This window comes from Corynebacterium sp. KPL1995, from assembly GCF_000477935.1.
Lineage (GTDB): Bacteria > Actinomycetota > Actinomycetes > Mycobacteriales > Mycobacteriaceae > Corynebacterium > Corynebacterium pseudodiphtheriticum.
The window spans coordinates 1,333,187-1,352,579 of sequence record NZ_KI515715.1; the positions used below are offsets into that span (position 1 = coordinate 1,333,187).

14 protein-coding genes, 1 tRNA gene and 1 pseudogene are annotated in these 19,393 nt (G+C 51.7%); 10 read left to right on the forward strand and 6 right to left on the reverse strand.

Features of this window, described 5'->3' with window-relative positions:
* Positions 1 to 143: 143 nt before the first annotated feature.
* Positions 144 to 587: a DUF3052 domain-containing protein gene (locus HMPREF1292_RS05915; protein WP_023019141.1), complete on the forward strand. Its 444-nt coding sequence runs from the start codon at positions 144 to 146 to the stop codon at positions 585 to 587.
* Between the two features lie 95 nt (positions 588 to 682).
* A tRNA-Val gene (locus HMPREF1292_RS05920) sits at positions 683 to 755 on the forward strand.
* A 72-nt stretch (positions 756 to 827) separates the two neighbouring features.
* Here HMPREF1292_RS05920 and HMPREF1292_RS05925 read toward each other — a convergent pair.
* Complete coding sequence (locus tag HMPREF1292_RS05925; RefSeq protein ID WP_023018532.1) at positions 828 to 2,009, reverse strand: IS481 family transposase; 1,182 nt, start codon at positions 2,007 to 2,009, stop codon at positions 828 to 830.
* Between the two features lie 653 nt (positions 2,010 to 2,662).
* Between HMPREF1292_RS05925 and HMPREF1292_RS05930 the strand changes: the two genes are divergently transcribed.
* The 5 genes and pseudogenes from HMPREF1292_RS05930 to HMPREF1292_RS11090 all read left to right on the forward strand — a co-directional run bounded on the left by HMPREF1292_RS05930 (position 2,663) and on the right by HMPREF1292_RS11090 (position 10,845).
* The gene (locus HMPREF1292_RS05930; protein ID WP_023019142.1) at positions 2,663 to 4,294 is read left to right on the forward strand and encodes a SpaH/EbpB family LPXTG-anchored major pilin; all 1,632 of its coding nucleotides are present in this window, start codon (positions 2,663 to 2,665) and stop codon (positions 4,292 to 4,294) included.
* Positions 4,295 to 4,492: 198 nt separating this feature from the next.
* Complete coding sequence (locus HMPREF1292_RS05935) at positions 4,493 to 5,488, forward strand: class C sortase (RefSeq protein ID WP_023019143.1); 996 nt, start codon at positions 4,493 to 4,495, stop codon at positions 5,486 to 5,488.
* Positions 5,489 to 5,498: 10 nt separating this feature from the next.
* Entirely contained in the window at positions 5,499 to 6,308 is an 810-nt protein-coding gene (locus HMPREF1292_RS11085) for a hypothetical protein (protein WP_051137377.1), read from the forward strand.
* Position 6,309: 1 nt separating this feature from the next.
* Positions 6,310 to 9,480 (forward strand): hypothetical protein, encoded by a 3,171-nt coding sequence (locus HMPREF1292_RS05945; protein WP_023019145.1) that lies wholly within the window; start codon positions 6,310 to 6,312, stop codon positions 9,478 to 9,480.
* Positions 9,481 to 9,772: 292 nt separating this feature from the next.
* A pseudogene (locus tag HMPREF1292_RS11090) lies at positions 9,773 to 10,845 on the forward strand (IS3 family transposase).
* Positions 10,846 to 10,954: 109 nt separating this feature from the next.
* Here the strand turns inward: HMPREF1292_RS11090 and HMPREF1292_RS11095 are convergent.
* The 5 genes from HMPREF1292_RS11095 to HMPREF1292_RS11395 form a co-directional block, all read right to left on the reverse strand.
* Complete coding sequence (locus tag HMPREF1292_RS11095; RefSeq protein ID WP_126850232.1) at positions 10,955 to 11,407, reverse strand: hypothetical protein; 453 nt, start codon at positions 11,405 to 11,407, stop codon at positions 10,955 to 10,957.
* A gap of 263 nt (positions 11,408 to 11,670) precedes the next feature.
* Positions 11,671 to 12,549, reverse strand: a complete 879-nt coding sequence (locus tag HMPREF1292_RS05960) for a DNA-processing protein DprA (protein ID WP_023019148.1) — start codon at positions 12,547 to 12,549, stop codon at positions 11,671 to 11,673.
* A gap of 378 nt (positions 12,550 to 12,927) precedes the next feature.
* Positions 12,928 to 13,110 (reverse strand): integrase core domain-containing protein, encoded by a 183-nt coding sequence (locus HMPREF1292_RS11590; RefSeq protein WP_126850237.1) that lies wholly within the window; start codon positions 13,108 to 13,110, stop codon positions 12,928 to 12,930.
* Between the two features lie 53 nt (positions 13,111 to 13,163).
* A complete protein-coding gene (locus HMPREF1292_RS11260) occupies positions 13,164 to 13,427 on the reverse strand; it encodes a DDE-type integrase/transposase/recombinase (protein ID WP_161970040.1) in 264 nt (87 codons plus the stop codon).
* Between the two features lie 253 nt (positions 13,428 to 13,680).
* Positions 13,681 to 14,205, reverse strand: a complete 525-nt coding sequence (locus tag HMPREF1292_RS11395; protein ID WP_232218013.1) for a hypothetical protein — start codon at positions 14,203 to 14,205, stop codon at positions 13,681 to 13,683.
* 209 nt (positions 14,206 to 14,414) lie between these two features.
* Between HMPREF1292_RS11395 and HMPREF1292_RS10855 the strand changes: the two genes are divergently transcribed.
* The 3 genes from HMPREF1292_RS10855 (at position 14,415) to HMPREF1292_RS05990 (ending at position 19,384) form a co-directional block, all read left to right on the forward strand.
* Positions 14,415 to 16,436: an LPXTG cell wall anchor domain-containing protein gene (locus HMPREF1292_RS10855; protein ID WP_161970039.1), complete on the forward strand. Its 2,022-nt coding sequence runs from the start codon at positions 14,415 to 14,417 to the stop codon at positions 16,434 to 16,436.
* Between the two features lie 2 nt (positions 16,437 to 16,438).
* Positions 16,439 to 17,218 (forward strand): class E sortase, encoded by a 780-nt coding sequence (locus HMPREF1292_RS05980; protein ID WP_023019152.1) that lies wholly within the window; start codon positions 16,439 to 16,441, stop codon positions 17,216 to 17,218.
* A gap of 507 nt (positions 17,219 to 17,725) precedes the next feature.
* Entirely contained in the window at positions 17,726 to 19,384 is a 1,659-nt protein-coding gene (locus HMPREF1292_RS05990) for a SpaH/EbpB family LPXTG-anchored major pilin (protein WP_023019154.1), read from the forward strand.
* Positions 19,385 to 19,393: the final 9 nt, after the last annotated feature.

Consider the following 19,393-nt stretch of genomic DNA (forward strand, 5'->3'; position numbering starts at 1 on the left):
GTAATTACGGCGCAATATTCACGCGTATCTCACATTTTTGGTGCTAATCGTTGTAGGGTGTGGCTTGAAGCGGTCTTCAGGCTGTAGCCGAGAAGATCGGGGGAAACCCAGATAACCGAGAAATCTCAGGAAGGATTAACACAGTGGTAGACACTCCGGGTGGCGAGGAGCGCACCCAGGACCTTGCACAGCGCCTTGGCATCGAAAAAGGCATGGTGGTGCAGGAAGTTGGTTGGGATGAAGATTGCGACAGCAGCATTTCTGAGGCCATTGAGGACGTAATTGGCGAGGAGTTGTTGGATGCAGACACCGACGAGCTTTGCGACGTCGTCCTGTTGTGGTGGCGGGAAGACGACGGGGACCTTGTCGACGGTTTGGTGGACTCGATCACTCCGCTTGCCGACGGCGGCTGCATCTGGTTGCTGACCCCTGGCGCGCAAAAGCCGGGCACTGTGGAACCTGGTGTGATCTCTGAATCTGCCCAACTGGCCGGAATGGTGCAGACGAAGGCTGACCGCTTTGGTGATTGGCAGGCTTCGTGCTTGGTGGGCCGCGGCTATACCAAGTCCAAGGGCGCTACAGTATAACGTTCTATAACTCCATAAAATGACGCATAACCTGGCGATTTGTCAAAGTTTATGATGATCATGTTATGGTATACCAGTACCTCGCACAGAGGGATGCGGCTTTAGCTCAGCTGGAAGAGCAACTGGTTTACACCCAGTAGGTCGGGGGTTCGATCCCCTCAGGCCGCACAGATGTGAAGTCTCGAGACATCGTTCCTATTTCGGTGTCTCGAGATTTTCTTCGTTTTGGGGGTTCGTTTTCTAGATTTCACCGAGTTGGTTGCGGTGGTATTTTTTGGTTTTGTCTAAGTGGTATCGGCCCCAGATTTCGCCTGTGTGGGGGTTAATGGCGGTGATGTCGTTGTTGATGCAGATGAGCATGATTTCTTTGGTGCGGTGTTTTCTTCCGACGTAGAGTTTGCGCATGTTGCCGGCCCAGCGAAGGGTTACTTTTCCGTCGTTGTCGACTTTGTCTCGCCGTAGGCGATTGTCGGTGCCAATGGGGATGTCGAGTGGTGGGGCTTTGGGTAGTCGGTTGTAGGCCTGTGGTGGTGTTTGTCTGTTGAGTGCTCGGTGGGGTCGGTGGTTGTTGTAGTAGTCGATGATGTCATCGAGTTGTTGGTTTAGCTCGCCGATGTTGTGGGCGAATGGCCTTGCGTGCAGGGCTTTTTGGAGTGTTTGGTGGAAGCGCTCGACTTTTCCTTGGGTTTGGGGATGGTATGGAGTTCCATTCTTTTGTTGGATGCCCATTTGGAGGAGTAGCTGTTCGAAGCCGTTGCGAGTGTCGGCTTTTCTGTAGAGCTTTGTGGTGAACACGCTGCCGTTGTCGGTGAGGGTGGATTTGGGGAATCCATGTTTGTTACCTGCGGATATGAAGGTGTCGATGACGTTGGTGCCGGTTTCGTGTTCGAAGGCTTTGCAAGCGATGACAAAGCGTGAGTGGTCGTCGATGATGGTCAGGATGGCTACGCGTTGGTTGTTGTTGAGGTAGCAGTGGCTGTAGTCGAGTTGCCAGGTTTCGTTTGGTTGGTCTGCTTCGAATCGTTTCCAGGAACTGCGTGGCCTTTTGTGAGGTTGTTCGATGACGTAGCCGTGGCGTTTGAGTATGCGGTGGATAGTCGATGCTGCTGGTAGTGGGGTTATTTTTTGTTGTTGAAGATGCCATCGGATGGTGTGGGCGCCGTTGTCTTGGCCGGTGTTTTCAAGGTGTTGTCGGATTTCGAGGATGGTTTTGACTGTGCTCTCTGGTACCTGTCTGGGGTTGGAGTGCGGGGCCCGGGAGCGTGGTTGTAGTGCTTGGTAGCCACCTTCTCGATAGCGGTGGAGTAGTTCGCGGATCCAGCGGGTGCTGACGTTAAAGAGTGCGGCGGCATCTTTATGACTCATGCCGGTCGCGAGGATGGTTTCGACGATGACTTTGTTGGAAGTGTGTTTCTTGCCCATGCTCTATTTTGGGCGGAAGTATGTCTCGCTACATCCTAAGGTGGTGCGTGTGTCCTCATTGTCCCTGTTGGGGTGGTTGTGTGAGAACAGCGGAACGATGTTGTGGCACATCAGAGCCTTGAGGGGCGGAAGGATGTCGTGAGACAGAGCGGAACGATGTCATGGAATCAGACACCTGATGGCGCACAGATTGAAATCTCGAGTCATCGTTGAAAGACGGTGCTCGAGATTTTTGTGGATTCGGGGGAACTTTCGTAGAGCTCGCGGATGGCTAGTGCAGGCGTTGGCGATTTTGTTGTGGTGTATTCGCTTGCATTCGCCCCGTGGATTGTCTATGGGCTTGGTTGCTTGGAGGCGGTTCTGGGAGCAGATGTTTAATTCGCACTATGAAAAAGTTTGCGAACTCTTGTTTTCTGTCCATTGGGGGTGTTCGACGGGGGGGGGGGGTAAATGTGAGTCCGTCGAACGATGTTGTTATTGCATCAAGCAAAACCTTAAAATTAACCCCGAATGACCGTAAAACGCGGTCATTGGTTGATTTAGATTCATGATGACACTGCTGAGAAGGCAGGAAAGAGCCTGTTTCCGTTAGTGGAGAACTTGTGGTCCTTTCAGTTCCTTAGCGTCAGTGTTCTTGCTTGAAAGGACCTTACATGGCAAAAGCCATTTCGAAGCCGCTCGCTCTAGCAGTTGCAGTCGGCTTGACTCTCGGTGGATCGTTCGGCGCTGGCGCTCCTGCGTTCGCGCAGAATGCAGTGGATGCGCCGCAGACAGCCGAACAGGTGCCGCCAGCATCCACGATTCCGGCAGGGAATAATTTCTCACTGACGATCCATAAGCGCGTCAACTCTCAAACCCTGCGGCAGGGTACTGGACAGCAGGACGATCAAGTCGGTGGACAGCCTCTGCAAGGCGTCGATTTTAAAATTCAGAAACTCGCAGGGGATATCCGCGAGCAAAGTGATTTTAGTCGGCTTGCAGCATTGGCAAAAGAATACAATCAGCCACACGCATCTGCTGATGCACCCGCACTTGATGATAGCTTCACGGAGCAAACGAGGACTACAACCGCTGCCGGAGAGGCGAATTTCAGCAATCTTCCTGCAGGTGCGTATTTGGTAACAGAGACGAAAACTCCAGATCCTGAAGGTGCGCAAACATTCGTTGCGAGCAAGCCTTTCATTGCGTTCGTACCAATGACGAACCCACAAGGTAATGGATGGAACTCCGATGTGCACGTTTACCCGAAGAATTCTGAAGTTCGGGTTACCAAGCAGGTCGACGATGCCAATAAACACGCATCGAACCAGACTGACGGTCGCAATGTCGACTCCAAGGTTACATATACACTGGACGGACTTGTGCCTGCAGCTCCGGCTGGTCGAGTATTGCGTGATTTCAAACTTACGGATGCTTCGAAATCTGACGAGCTTTCTTTTGGTGAAAACTTTGTTACAAGCGTCGTACGTATCCCAGCGGGCGGGACTCCAGACCAAGCAGTTCCGTTGACACCTAATCAGCATTACACCGTAAATTCAAACGCTAGTTTGCCAAACAACACCACGAATATGGCTAATGGTGCGGACCAAGCGTTCGATATTGTAATCTCGGATCCTGCTGCTGCTGGTTTACAACCTGGCGACACTGTCCGAGCAGTCGTTGAATCCACAATGTTGCAAGCACCGGATCAACAAATCGAGAACTCCGTCAATGAATCTGGTGTTTTCCGCGATCCGTCAACTGGCGCAGACGATCAACCGTTTGAAACCCCAAACGATAAGGTAGTTACCTATATCGGTAAGATCCGTGTTCTAAAGATTGAAGAACGGGCGGATGACGCTGAAGGTGAACCAAAACCATTGGCGGGTGCAAAGTTTGATCTGTACAATTGTGAGACTCCGGACAATGTTCTGCAGTCAGGTACTACCAACAATCAGGGGACACTCACATTCGAAGGAATTCATGTCAGCGACTGGGTTGATAATGAAAGCCCAGAAACAAACGTTGAATACTGTTTGAAAGAGACCCAAGCTCCAGCAGGGTATACAACTCTCACAGAAGAAACCCGAGTTACGTTATTACGGGAATCGCAGGGCACGATTGGAGAGGGCCCGGAGGCTCGTCAAGTCCGCCTTGTTTCGGCAACTATTCAGAACCGTCCGACCTCTGAGGTTCCAATCCTTCCATCCACTGGTGGCATGGGTATCTTGCTGGTAGCTCTGCTTGGTCTTGGAATCATCGCCGGTGGTGTTTACGCCGCTCGTCGTAACTCCGCAAAGGCCTAAGAGCTCTGTTAGCTCGTAAAGCTTGAGCTGAAGCGTTCGTCTTCACGTGCAGGGTAGTCACTGTTTAGCTGCCCTGTAAACGAAGACAACTATATGCCCGGCGCATAAAGCGTCGGGTTTTAGTGAATCCATAACAAATTTTTACTATAAAACTTTATTAATTTAGCCATTACCCAGAAAGACCGGGGTTTAGCCACAATGACCCTTGCCACCCGTGAGCCTGCAACGCCTGACCAGTCAGAACAAACGTCGGTATTTCGGCGCGTAGTAGTACCCGCGATTATCATCCTGGTGGGAATATCCGTACTTCTCTATCCAGTAGTTTCTACCCAGTGGAATAACTACATTCAGCGCAAAGTTGTTGAAGATTACCAATCACAGCTTCAGGATATTCCCGAGGAGCAACGGAGTGCAGCAATAGAAGCAGCACACGAATACAACGCCAACTCTATTGGTGGCCCAATCCTGGACCCCTGGTTGTCGCGTGTGTCTGAAGACAACCTGGATTACCAGCATTACATGGAACAGCTTTCTGGTTTGCCAGCGATGTCACAGGTGTCGATACCTTCAATTGAATCCTCTTTGCCGGTCTATCACGGCACGACGGAAGAAGTGTTGCAAAAAGGTCTAGGTCATCTTTACGGAACCTCATTGCCCGTTGGTGGGGAGGGCACGCACTCGGTTATTACGGGGCACACCGGCCTGACGACGTCAACGATGTGGGACAACCTCATTGATATGAAAGAAGGCGACGCGGTTTACATCAACACCTTCGGCCAGAAGATGAAGTACCAAGTGACCTCTACAGAGGTAGTCCTGCCACACGAGACGGAAAGTCTGGCACAGCAAGCCGATAAAGATCTCATTACTCTGATCACCTGTACGCCGTATGGCGTGAATTCCCACCGGTTGCTTGTCCACGCTGAGCGCGTACCACTGGATCCCGAAGACGAAGCCGCATTCAACCAGAAAAACGCCATCTTGCAGTGGTGGATGTGGGCATTGTTGATCGTCGCTGCGTTGGCTATCGCGTTTTTGATCCATTGGATCCGCAAAGAACGTCGTAAAGCAGCTGCGGCTAACGGTGATGACGCCGCCGGTGATGTGGAAGGCGCGGGGTTGACCAGGGCGACGCGCAAGAGCTTGAACGCCACCGAAATGCCTAAGACCGGAAGGCATCGTCGTGACAATTAATCTTCGCAAAATGACTGTGGCCGTAGCAGTTGCTGCGTCACTTGGGCTGTCCGTACCGTTTGCGGATGCTGACCAACGTGTCATTAGCGGTAATGATAAGAACTTGTCGGCAGACTCGATGGATGTTGCTCGTTCCCAAACGCTGAACATTAAGAAGTTGCCGCGGAATCCCCATGATGATCCGATTCCAGGTGCGAAGCCGTTTGGTGGGGTAGAGGGGTTGACCTTCCGCTTGTCAAAAGTCAACGGAGTGGATGCGACAACCGAGCTTGGCCGTGAAGCCGCGAAGAAATATACGGTGCAACGCGCACGCCATGAAGGTTTTAGTGAAAGCCGCGAAGAGAAAACTAATGCTGATGGCATCGTAGAATTTCGAGGTTTGGGGCCAGGACTGTATCTGATTGAGGAATTCGCTCCCGACGACGCGCATGAATGGCGGCTTTCCAGCCCACAGCTGGTGATTTTGCCGCTGGGTGATGTCATGGGCGAAAACTACAGCTACGAGAATGTTTTGGTTACTAAGCCCGAACCTACAGAGCCGCCGACGACTCCACCCGCAACGCCTGAGGATCCGGCAACACCGCCTGCTACTCCGGGGAAACCTGGTACTCCACCGAGCACATCAGAAGAGCCGGGAGAGCCAGGGGAACCCGGAAGGCCGGATGATCCGGAGGCTCCAGGTAATCCTGGTGGTGGAGAGAAAACCCGCACTGGTGGCGATGGTGAGTTGGCCATTACCGGCGCAAATGTGCTTTGGGCATTTCTAGCCGGTGTTGGGCTAATCGTGTTCGGGTTCGTGCTTATGCGAAAGAAAAATTAACATGAAAAAAGTAGATTCGTATTCGACGTATTCGCGACCCAGGTTGAATTTAGCCGCTGCGTTCTTGGTTATTTGGGGCTTGCTGGCGTCGATTTTGGTGATTCCTGCATTTGGTCAAGAAGAAACCCAGTCGCCAGAAACTAGCCTTGAAGAATTTAGTGACAATGAACAATTAGTCGACGATTCAGCAGCTGAAACCCAACTGAGTCCAGATTCTGAAATTGCCGAGACAATCGCACCTTTTGACACCACGACGAGCAATTCCGCAGGCGAACCAACCATTCACGTTGTTAGGTCTGGAAGCACTGATGAGATTACTGTTCATGAAGATGAAGGCGATATGCTGCAGTATTTATCGTCTGACATGATTTTGGGTCTCGTGCGTGACGGAGTCGGAGAAATCTCTAGCGTTGACAAGATTAATGCAGATGGTTCAGAACTTGAAGCGACAGCATACACTGTTATGCAGCATGATAGTCGAGAACTCATCCTGATCGATGCTGAATCACTGTCTACAATTCCGCCCCAAAATATGAGTTTCAACGTTGAGGCTGATTATGAAGCAGATTATCGAATGGCGTTGTTACACGAATTGCCGAGCCGATTTGATCTGCAGGAGCAGGGGATTTTTGCCGAAGAGCATACAATTGATTCGCAAGTTGATCTTACCCACCGCTCCGCCGCACAATGTGAGCCGACAGGTACTAAAACCTTTCAATCTCAAGGGGCGACTATTGCTGGTGTATCACCAGAGCGCGGCAATGTAAGGCGAGTTACCTTGAGGGGGTTGCAGCCCGGCAGTATTGTGAACGAAATCCAACTGAGATTACGTTCAGGTGTATTTATAGCAACTCCATCAGCATCGTTAATTCGTGACCGCGACGGAAAACTAATTGCCGGGAACGGTCCGGCTTTTGGTGTCGATAGTCAGATCTCTCGTGATAGACGGACGGTCACCCTTAGGTTTAGTAACCAAGAGGTGGGCAACGAAGGCAGGATTGACGTTCTCGTCCCTTCTTCTACTCCCCGTCAGCGAGATTATTTATCAGCTCAGGTAACCACTGCTCCGCGTCTTGGAAACCCTTATCATTCACCGAAAAGAGAGGAAGATTTAGCATCCCCTGCAGGGCCCCGATTGCTAACAGAACGAGAAAAAAAAGAAGGCACGAAAATTTATGTATCGGTCTCACGAAATTCGCGAGATGCGAACGACCGGAACCGTGACAGAATGGATCAAACCGTCCTAGCTATCCAGGAACACGGACAGGGTGACTTTACTGAGCGTGGAACTAGTGGCTGGATATACAATGCTTTAGCGTATGATCCAGACGATGATTGGCTATATGGTGTAAGCCAGTACCGAGGGAAACCGGAAAACTCATGCTTTCCTCCGGGGCATTTACTTCAAATCAACCCCGTTGATGGTTCGGTGCGAAACCTAGGTCCTCTGTTGGATTCTAATGCCAACGATATATTCGTAAACGAAGGCGACCGGAAGCTATTGAATGCCGGGGCGATCTATGATCGACACCTTTATGTATCCAATTCGTCAACTTCGGGCAGCAGAACAATGTATAAAATTCCCCTTCCGTCGAACGGCAATTTTACTGCTGGCAAACCTCGTATTGAAAAGCTAAATTATCGGGTTTACTCCGAAGACTACGCAAGGCTGTCCTCGCACCCCCAATATGTATGGGGCCTGGTGAGTCCTGGAGCGTTGGGTGATAATGGGGCAGACCACCTCAAGAAGTATCCAAAAAATCAGGTTGTGGTGGAACGCCTAGATTTGCAAAATGGTAACGTTCAGTATTATCCGCTGTCAGATTCACAGTTGACTGCACCAAATGGTGAAAAACTTATACAACAGACAACTTGGGGCAAAGCATGGACGTACGGAAATGGCAACCTCGGGTTCGCCCCCGGTGGGCAGTCCAGGGGAGTCGGGGGCGCTCAAATCAGCGTGAAAAATCCAGTTGGCGGTCCCGAATTTAAAGTTGAACAGATCCTATGGAACCTGCCGTTTTCTTACAACACAGATGCATCGAGTAACGCGAACCGCTATCCAGCCCCAACCAGTGATCTGACTGTGAATAAACGTCACCTGGGCGGCCAACTCGACGTAGTGGATAATGCAATCCTGCAGCAGTTAAAACGCTACCTTTCCGACCGACCTGGATATAACTATTGGGCAATTGAATTGAAGAATTCCGGCGATACCGTGGTCTCAGGCTCTTCAATTAGAGAACATTTACCTGATGTATACGATCCACAAACACTGGTTGCTAGTTACCTCACCGTGGATAATCGCCTTGAGCCGGTCAATCCAGGGGTCCCGGTTCGAATATCTAAGGAATATCTGGAAAACGAGGACGGGTCGAATACAGCTCAGTTCGGTGTTGGACAAATCCAACCTAATCAAACGGTGAGGGTCTACATCGCGGTGCGGTTTAAACAAGGGAGGAATGAATGCAAAGCTAATACAGTCAGCGTTCTAAACAACGACCAAGATAGCAACCCAGACGACAACCAATCGACAGCAGCTTGTGTTCAGGACCCAAAGATCGGGTTTGAACTTCACAAAGTTGACGCCAGCGAGCTTGATAGCTCATTGCCTGCTCAAAAGTTAACCGGCGGTAACTTTATACTGCTTAATGCGACGAAAGAAGATGGCAGCGTCAAAGCTGAAAGTGAGGTAAATTGGCAAGCGGCGACGCATCCTTCGAACCCTGACGTCACAGAGATAAGAGAATCGGAAGAACAGCCCGGGGAGTATCGTGCAACGAATGATCTGGAAATTGGGAAGTATTATTGGCTGATTGAAACACAAGCGCCAACTGGAGCCGATGGCAAGAGGTATAGCTTGTTGGTGAAGCCCGTATTATTTCAGTTAGTGCGGGATCCTAATACTGGCAATGCACGTGCCCTCTTTTTCGACGAGACAGCTGCGAATACTGGCCGTCAAGAGTGGACAAATAAACATCCCGTGGCAAATATGTATTCTGGGCAGCAAGCCAAAGACAAAATAACGATTAAACTAGCGAATATTCAACAAGGAGAAATGCCACTTACTGGTGGTTCCGGAGTTTGGCGGCTCACCAGCATTGGCTTACTCGTTATCTTGGTCGGCGTGTTCGGTGCGATTAGCCGTCGAAAAACGGCAATTTTCGGCTAGTGCTGTAAGTCAAGTATTTGGTTGCTCTCATTTCAATGGACTAGAAGGTTTGAAACGGTAAGAGCTTAAATCTTCATGGCCTCGCCGCGAGGCCATGAAGAGCCCTAGGTCTTAGGCCCAGGTGGTTTGAGTGTTGCCCCTGCCGCTCTGCCTGCGGGGGAGAAAATAGAGCAATGAGCCGTCTTAGAATCGGTGGCAAGCAAGCTATGGGACGATGACAAAAGCGAAACTAAGGGACTACTGAAGCGTCCTGGGTTTAGTTCCTACCTCAGATAAGGAAGGATTAGGCACTATGCCCAGAAAGTATTCCTTCGAGTTTAAGGAAAAGGCGGTCCATCAGATCATTGAAATGGTCTGCTTGGAGTCCTGCTCACTACAGTGCGCCTGAGAACAGGTCGGCGCGCTCTTCGGCGTATCACGCCATACTTTGCCGGCGTGGTATCGCGACAGTGCCTTCAGACGAGATGGCCACGCAACGCCGGATAGTAAAACATTGGAAGAAGAGCTTGGGGCGTCTGCGCCGCGAGAACCATGAACTGAAACGAGCACACGGGATTGTCGAAACTGCTTCGGCTTTTTCGCAGCGGAACTCGACCGACCCTAAGACCACATGATCTCCTATATCGACGCGAATAAAGATCAGTCTGGGCCCGGGGCCATCTGCCGAGTCCTTCGACAGGCAGATCGTGGATTTATCACCTCACGCGGCTACCGGAAAGCCTCTTAACGTATCTCAAGTGCGAAAGTGTTAAGCGATAGCCTGCTCATTCCAGAGGTTTGGCGTGTAGATCCGGAGAGTTTTTCGGTCTATGGTATTCGAAAAATGTGGCACGCTATGAACCGTGAAGGCTTTCATATTGGCTGCGATAAGACTGCCCGGTTGATGAAGCTAGCAGGTGTTTCCGGTCGCAGACGTGGACGAGACCCGGTAACAACGGCCAAGCCCAAAGACACCTGATTGTTGCCCGGACCTGGTGCAGCGAAACTTTCGTTTGCACGCACCGGGCAGGCTTTAACCACTGCTGGAAGAATCCATGGCACCCAGTTGATTCACCATGGTGATCGGGGCAGTCAGTACGTGTCGTTGAAATATTCTACGGCTTTAGCTGAGTCTGGAATTCGCCCGAGTGTGGGAACAGTCGGCGACTTTTATGACAACGCATTGGCGGAGGCGGTCAATGGATTCTACAAAGCTGAATTCATCTACCCCAAGGCCTGTGGACGTCGGTGGGGGAAGTTGAGTTGGCGGCCTTGCGGTGGGTGTATTGGCAGAATACCAAGTGCCTTCACGAAGCATTGGACTACGTCACCCCGCAGGAAGTAGAAATCGAGTACCATCTCACCCAGCCCGTCAATACGGGGTAGTAAAAGAAGCGGAACTGAACCCAGGACGCTTCAAACGACGAAAGCGTCAGCTTTTGCCAGGGTATAAGTTGTTGTCGCGTCATTTATAACACACAGCGTGACAGTAGGTCTAAAAGAAAGAATAGTTTTTGAAATTTACTCTTTTACTAAGCGCCGTTTTCATAATGTCATTCTCACGATATTCATTGCCATCTTTGAGCCAACGAGCCAAGGAAAGACCGATCACACTTTGAGCTCCGCCTTGGCGCAAAGCACCAGTAGCAGAGAGAAAGTGTCCACCGGATGCCCAGGTATCATCAATGAGTAGAATATTTTTTCCATGAACGACAGTCTCCTGCGTCTGAAAGTTGGACGTAGCATAACCTCTCGGATTGTCCATGCCAGACCCGGCCTTTAGTGCCTCCTCAACATTTCCCCTATACCCCGTCTTTGAAGCTGCCTGATTGATAATCCGCGCCAGGGGATGCGGCCCTTTCCGATCGCTGAGACTGGGAACGAATGTAATCACATCAATTGGAAAGCGTTGCATAGCTTGCCTCACCCCCATCATTGCAAGAGCCAAGACGATGGTTTGGTGCAGAAGTACAGGTTGCTCTCCCTTGTACCGTCTCATAACTGACCCGCTCTGCTGTCCGGCCTGGGCATAGATACCGAACCCCATCGCGTCAGGGAATGCGTTAGGTGGGTAGGCTCGTTCGCATTTGTAACACCTCGCAAATCCCGACTTCACAGTACCGCGACATTTCAAACAAGTTAGATGTGGTAGGTGGATAGCGGGGGCCAAGTAATTCGCCTGTCGATTCAGGTACACGTGCGCTGCGACCATCAGAATAGCTTCGTCTGCTCATCGTAGCCGCGAGTTACTTCAACAGAAGCGTCTACTGCTTCAGTTAGAGAAGTCACACGAATAGCCTTATTTTCATCTACAAGCTTTCTCGCCCACTCAACACTATTGGCAACCGTGCCTGTAAAAATAACTTTTCTACCATGATTTAACGCTGCCTTAACTTGGTGGCGAGTGCCCGATTTCTCAGTAGCCGCCATAACAACTGTGGCCAAACCATAGCCGGACATAACCGCATTTCGCATCGGGAAGTTGTACCTTCTGACTGGCGAGTCAGGCTCAAACTGGGAAAGTACTAGTCCTCCATGAGTTTGAATCCTGTCACGCAGACTGCGGTTAGTTACAGGGGAAGTGCGATCCAGCCCGGTTCCCATAATTGCGATAGTTCGACCGTTCACACTGAGGGCACCCTCGTGGGCCGCTGTATCTATACCTCGCGCAAGCCCAGAGATGACCGGTATTCCCTGCGTTGCGAGCCGCTGCGCTAGTTGGAAGGAAGCTTGGACGGCCTGGGGAGAGGCGTCTCGGGAGCCGACTACGCTAACTCCTACCTCCTTGGGCTTAAGTTCGCCTTGCCAGTAGAGAATTGCCGGGGATTCTCGTACATCACGGAGGATAACTGGGTATTCGTCCTCGAGGATGTTTACCAAGTTATAACCTCGAGCTTGCCAGTCAATAATTTCGCTGTATTCGGATGCCTTTGATGCAAAGATTGTTTGAATATACTCATCAATTACAGCCTGTGGGTCCCCCATTCGCACGAGCTCATCAGTTTTTTCAATCTGGGAAATGCCAAGTTCAGACCGCAGAAGACGTAGAATATTTGCGTTTTGCTCCAGAGGCTTGGCGAGAGTGTGCATAACAAGAATGTTACCCAGCTAGACGGCAATTTAGTAGTCATCCAACAGAGTTTCTTCTAACAAAGATATTAGAAAGCACCTCACGTTGTAGATATTTCTTCTTCCCATCGCAATCTCTCAGAGAGCTTATCTTCTCTCTTTCTGCCCATTTCCGCAGAAGTTCTGGGCTGATGTTGTGGCCTTGCTGTCTCAGTTTGTAGCAGATGGTTCGTGCCGTGAGCCAGACTTCTTGCGGCTCTCCTATTGGTTGTGGTGGTCGTGTTCGGCGTAGTTTGTGGCTGAGTTCTCGTATTTGGTGTTTGAGTTCGTCGAGCATGAGGGGTGCTACGTCGAGTTGGCTTATGGGGCCGGCTTTCGGAAGTGCCCCGGGTTTTGTTCCTAGGCATTTGCCTTGATTTCTATTATTGTTTGGAGCGAGTTCTGCTTCCAAAACTCGGTTTCCACTTCGATAGGGATGCGGTATCCCAAGCTTTGATGCAGCCTAGTCTCGTTCCACCATGACACCCACTCGAATGTCGCGATTTCTACCTCGACACCGTCATCCCACCTGCGAGTATGGATTAGCTCACCTCTTGTGAGGGGCCGTTCACGTTTTCAGCCAGAGCATTGTCATATCAGTCGCCAACCGTCCCGGTGGAAGCAGTGATCCCGTGCTGGGAAAGTCGCTGATTGTAGACCACGCTGATATGCTGCGATCCGTGATCTTCAATGGTGCACCAAACCTGTTGTTTCTTCAGCACACTTGGGTCACCTGGTTGAGAGCTTGCAGCGGCAAAGCCTGAAGTGCGCATGGAATCTGATAACGCCCACCCAACAATCCGCCGGGAGTAAACGTCGGTGACAAACGCGGTGTACACAAAGCTTTTCTTCGTGCGCACATACGTAATGTCGCCCCGCCCGCAGTTTGTTCGAACCCAGGGTTTTGAATTCACGCTCGACCAAGTCTGGGCGCAGATCAGGCACGTGAGCTTTTCGGGTTGTGATAGGTGATCTGCCTTTGCCTGTGCCAGAAACACCAGCCGGGCGGTGTGTTCACGACCGATATCAATTCCATCACGGCGTAGAGCTTGCCACATTTCCGCACATCGTAGACATCGTAATTAGCTTGATGAACGGCACTAATACGTTCAATCAGCACAGCATCGCGAAGGCGACGAGCGCTGAGCCCACGGGCTTTGGATTGGCGGTAACCACGCGAGGTGATAAACCCGCCAGCCCGGTTATATTCTTCAACGTCTTACAGATGAACTCGACTGAGAAACGATCCCGGTATTCATCGATGAATCGGATCATAACCGAGATTTTGGGTCGAGTCATGACGCGAAAAACCGAGGTAACTTGCAACAACTCATTGGCATCGTGTAGCTCTTGGTTTTCACGGTGCGGCTTGGCCACCTCTGCAAAAAGATCTTCAGGCACAGGATTAGCGCCACATCCTTCGTGACGAGCTGCTTGTGTCCATTGTCGGGCAGTATGCCTCGAAACACCCAGTTTCGGTGCCGCGGTCTTGCACGCTTCCTGGATGGAAACATTTTCTGCCAGAGTTCGGCCCTCCACCAAGCGAATGACGCGGTCTTTGGCATCCAGGTCAAATTTTTGGGCAAGTTCGAAGATTTTCCCATCTACTAAAACGGAACAAAACCTGAGACACTTCAACTCGGTGCACTAAAGCGCCTGTAATCGGCTAAGCTATGGACAATTGAGTTTTGCGAGGCAGTAGTAATTCCTGGCCTTAACCAATAGCTGCGAATGGACAATAAACAATGGGGCAGACTGCAAGGCAGTTAACTTCAAGGAAACGGCGCCGGCCTATCGCGACCACGTTAGCTTTGGTTACGGCGTTTGTTGGGCTGCCTCAACTGTTCGTGCCCCAGCAAAGTTACGCGTATGACGTCCTAGAAACACATCGCGAAATCCGTAATGTTCAAACAACTTTCCCTGACGCTGAGGGATCGACCGAGGCAGACATTGCTCCAGACAAGCAGGGAAATAGGGGTATACACTCACCCGAGAGCTCAACCCTGGGTATTGAAGGCCCAGACGAAACTTCAGAATTAGAGTTTTCGCCCTCGGATCTGCCTGAGCTCGGCGAAACCGAGAGCCGGATTGAAGGAGCACCGGCTGAAGACAACGTAGACAGCGGACTGCAATGGTTCGCATCGCCCGTCGTCGGTGAGCGTCGACTATCGATGGCGCCCGCGCGTTTTTCTCATAGTGGCCGCCGAGGTGGAGTAACCAGTTATGTGCGGGGACCGCAGGCTAACAGAGATCTAAAAGTAAAGCGCATTCGAATTACATTCACACGGACTGACGGACAAGACCGGCGTTCGCTCGAAGTGAAGAACGCGCGCTTCATTAAAAACGGAAGTACGTGTCGCGGAAGTAATGTAACAACCCAGAGTTTCGGCAACAAAGTCGTCGAATTTGACGTTTCCCGCTGCAACGTCAATATCTGGGAAGGCTCCAACGATGAGCTCCGCGTCGAGGACATAGCACTATCCGGTGGCGGCCAAGTGCCACCAGACGCCTTCGCCATGAACGTGTGGGTCGATGACATCTTCGATCCAGGCGATGCGAGAGAGTGGACCACACAAGCCGAAAATGGTGTACTAACCACGCTTATCGAGCCCGAAGATCGCCTGGAGACCTCACGAGTGCAAATGAGACGCACCATAGAACGCGCAGCAAAGATCAAAGGTCCGTTCGTTGCGCGGCTCCAAAACCAAAACGGCTTCGACGTCGATGGTGGGCAGGAACTCGCAGAGCTGCGCATCATCGGCCCGCGGGGCGAAACGAGATATTCGAAGCGGATCAACGCGAACGACGGCCACGCAGAGGCATTAGAACCGGGCAATGGATGGGGTGGTATTGACTTCAAAGAAGACCGCGAATTTACCGTGCCTGCGGGATCACGAGTAGAAGTCGATATGGTCTTACACGGGCGAAACAAGCATGGACGAAACCTCAAAGAACCGAATACGCGCTCGCCGCTTGGCCCAGGTGCGTTGGAATTTGCTACTACACTGCTAGAGCAGCGTCGGCAAATATGCGTCGAAGCACAAGAAAGCGCTCCGATAACAGGGTTCCAATTGCAGCAACGGGGCGGACTCAGCGGTGGAATTCGTCGTATAGAGTCCGCGAGTTTTGGATCCGACGAGGCTGCACAGCAAATTACGGTACCGCTGAAAATTACCATCGACGGGCTGAATGCTAGGGGTAAATTTCAACCGCTGGTAGAGCAGCCAACGCACCAAACCCAGGACTCGCAAGAAAAGCGTCATTTTTGCGTGGAACTGAGCTTCAACGCTGATCGCGATGTGTCGCAAGAGCAGATGGATCAGCATTTCGAGCTCACTTTGAGTTACGCGCTAATTCCGCTGCAGGTGCAAGCCTTTGACTACGACGAACGCGGTGATGTAAATAAAACGGTGCTGGTCGGAGCTGAATTTGCTGTGTATGCATCCAAGCCCGCCGACGGAGCAGCCGGATTGGAGCCCGCAGACCAGCCAGACTGGGATAAACCAGTATGGCGCAGCCGTGATGGAGACTCCGCAAAGCTAGCACCCGGGGTCTATTACTTGGTGGAAGTGCAGGTACAAGGGGCGAATTCGCGACCATATTCTCTTTTACCTGCGCCAGTTCGCTTTCGGTTGAGCTATGGTGAGGAAAACTCAGATGGTTTTGACATTCACGTGCCACCTACAGCGGAGGCACCGTTTGTGCTTGCTGCGAAGGTAGAGAATGGACGCGCGATCATGGAAATTGGCAACATCACCCGTGGTGAAATGCCACAAACCGGCGGTCACGGTATTTGGGTCTTTGTCATTGTTGGTGTTGTGCTAGTAATTGGTGGTGGGTTGGCTATGCAAAGACGTCGGGAAGCATAAACGTGGAAGCTCAATTTAGTCTTCGACGGTTGTTGGGCGAGATCCTGCTGACCGCCGGGGCGCTCATCGTTTTGTTCGTGTTCTATGAGGTGTATTGGACGAACATGAAATCTGGCCAATTGCAGGCGCAGGCGAATGAGCGCATGGAGCAGCGCTGGCAGAAAGCAGATGCCGGTGGCACTGGGGAGGGGGTGCCGGAACCGGATAGCGGGCAGGCGTTTAGCCGCATCTATATTCCGCGGTTGGGGTCGGATTATCAGTACGCGGTACTAGCCGGGACTTCGCAGGACGTTTTAGCCGCCGGGCCTGGGCATTATATGGACACGCAGGCGCCGGGGGAACTCGGCAATTTTGCAATTGCCGGGCACCGCATGGGGCAGGGAGCGCCCTTTATACACCTGGAAGACCTGCATTCTTGCGATGCCATCGTCGTCGAGACTGCTACGCAGTGGATTACATACCGGGTGCTGCCAATTGACGCAGGCGCCAACGGTGGGGCGGAGTGTTTTAGCGAGGAGCAACGCGCCAAGCTTGCCGACGACTATGCTGGAATTTCAGGCCGTCACATTACGCACCCTGGCGATGTTGGGGTGATTGCACCCATCCCGGGAGTTGATTTCAGCAGGGAAGGAGCCCCGCAGCCGAGTGAGTCGCTGGCGACGTTGACGACGTGCCACCCGTGGTATTCGAACTCGCAGCGCATGATCGTGCACGCGATGGAAGTTGAAGTGCTGGAGAAAGCCGAAGGTCAGCGCCCAGGGGCGCTTGCTGAAGTGGTGTAATTGGCTCGGTAATTCTGGGTGGTGTACCGGAGTGTTGGTGCACTGGGAGTTTGGGTGCTGCAACCCGGAAATTCGTCGAAAAGCTAGGGATATGAGGTAGTTATGTATCGCGGATTGTGGAATTTGCTGCCGGGTGGCGTTGTACTGAAAACTCTGCTCGCTGTGTTGCTAGCGGTGGGGGTGTTTTTCCTGTTGATGGAAGTGGCGTTCCCCTATGTTGCAGAATTGATGCCGTATTCGGACGTGTCTGTTTAGACGCTAGGATCTGGTTGCCGACCGGGTTGATTGTGTGTTCTTGAATACCTTTGGGTTAGGTGGCAGTCGCCAGACCTTGGAGGAAGGGATTTGAAGCTGTGAGAAGCTTGTTTCAAGCGTAAAAAGTTGTTAATTTAAGCTGGGTTCGCTGCAAGGGTTCTCGCTAACCTGTGGTTTCGACAATGAAATCATCTCGGTCGGTGATGGTTGGGCAGCCTCAGAGTAACTAGTCACCTCATAGGAACGGACATCATGGTCTCATTCAAGTCGCGTGTAATTGCAATCTGTGCTGCTGGCACACTTGCCATCGGTAGTGCTGCAGTAGCAGCGCCGATATCGTTTGCCCAGGATGGGGATGCTGCAGTCACTGAAGATGGAGCCGCTGCTGGCGCTGTTGATCGCCCATATGGTGCTCCTGCCCCGGCTGGTGCTGACCTTGCGGCACCGGAGTTGGACGAGACGGACCTTGTTGATGCAGCTGAGACTGGAACGTTGACAATTAAGAAAATACTTGGTGATCCACAGCTACAGGACGGACAAACGCACAGTGGAGCACCTACCGGGGATGCAAATTGGCTTGAGGGAGCGCAGTTTAAGATTGAACGACTCGCGCTCGATCTTACCCAACAAGAAGGTTGGAGGAAGCTTAATTCACTGGTGAAAAACCCTGGGGAAGTCGCCGGCGAAGAGCGTCACAATGATCAGCCGTATCCGACTCCAGTGACAACTAACGCGCAAGGTGAAGCGATATTCTCCGAACTGCCGGTGGGGGTTTACTATGTAACCGAGTTGCCGCGTGATGGGTATTCGGCCTCTGCACCGTTTTTGGTCTCTTTACCATATTCTGATGGCAACACAGGTAAGTGGGAATATACTCGTACTGTTTACCCGAAAAACCAGGAACTCCGTCCAAACAAACAAGTTGATGCGCAGGGTGCAACTTTGGGCAGCAACATGAAATACACCATCAATACGCCGATCCCAGCTGGTGATCTGTCTAAGCTTAAGATTACTGACCAGCTCAAACCGCAGCTATCACTGGTGACCGGTAACGGCGATGGTGGGCCGGCCCCGAAGGTGTCTTTTTCTGCGGGGAACGGTACACCGACCGAGATGGCAACGGATGATTATACTCTAAGGACTGAGAACAACACCCTCGTTGTGGAATTCACTGAGCAGGGCCTTTCGAAACTCGCGGAGCAGCGCAATGGGCAGCCGAACCTGCAGGTTCATGTGGAGTTTTACGCTAAAGTTGTTTCTTTGCCTGGACCAGGCGAGTCTATTACTAACACCGCTGAGGTGGAGTATCCGAATGATGTCACGATCACTACTGACAGTGGTGACACCCCAGAGAATAAGCGTCCGACGCAGACGGAATACGCCAATCTGACGATTACCAAGTACACGGATGATCAAGAGGGCGACGTAGATCTTTCTGGTGCTGAGTTTAACTTGTACCGCTGTGAAGCTGGAGAATTGCTTGGTGACCCGATTCCGGTTGCGACGACCCCGGAAATTGATCCAAATTTTTCGCACGCAGACAACGCGGCAACCCTGACTACGGTGAAAAGCGATGAAAATAACCGCGAAGGTATTTTCCGCGGGTACGGAGTCCCGGTCAGTACTTTTGCAGCCGGGAGCACAGCTGCACAGCAGTACAACTACTGCGTGCTCGAAACGAAGGCGCCGACTGGATTTGTTCGAAACCCAGAAATCCATGAAGTCGAGCTGACGGGCGCAGATGATGAGGCGAAGCTGCTGAGCGTACGCGTCGAAAACCAGCGCGATAACTTCCTTAGCTCGCTTCCAGCTACCGGTGCATGGGGCATCATCCTCGTGTTCTTGGTTGGTTTGGGACTTCTGGCACGTGGTTTCTACACCAGCCGTAAAGATGGTCGAGCTGCCGCGTAAGCTTTAACC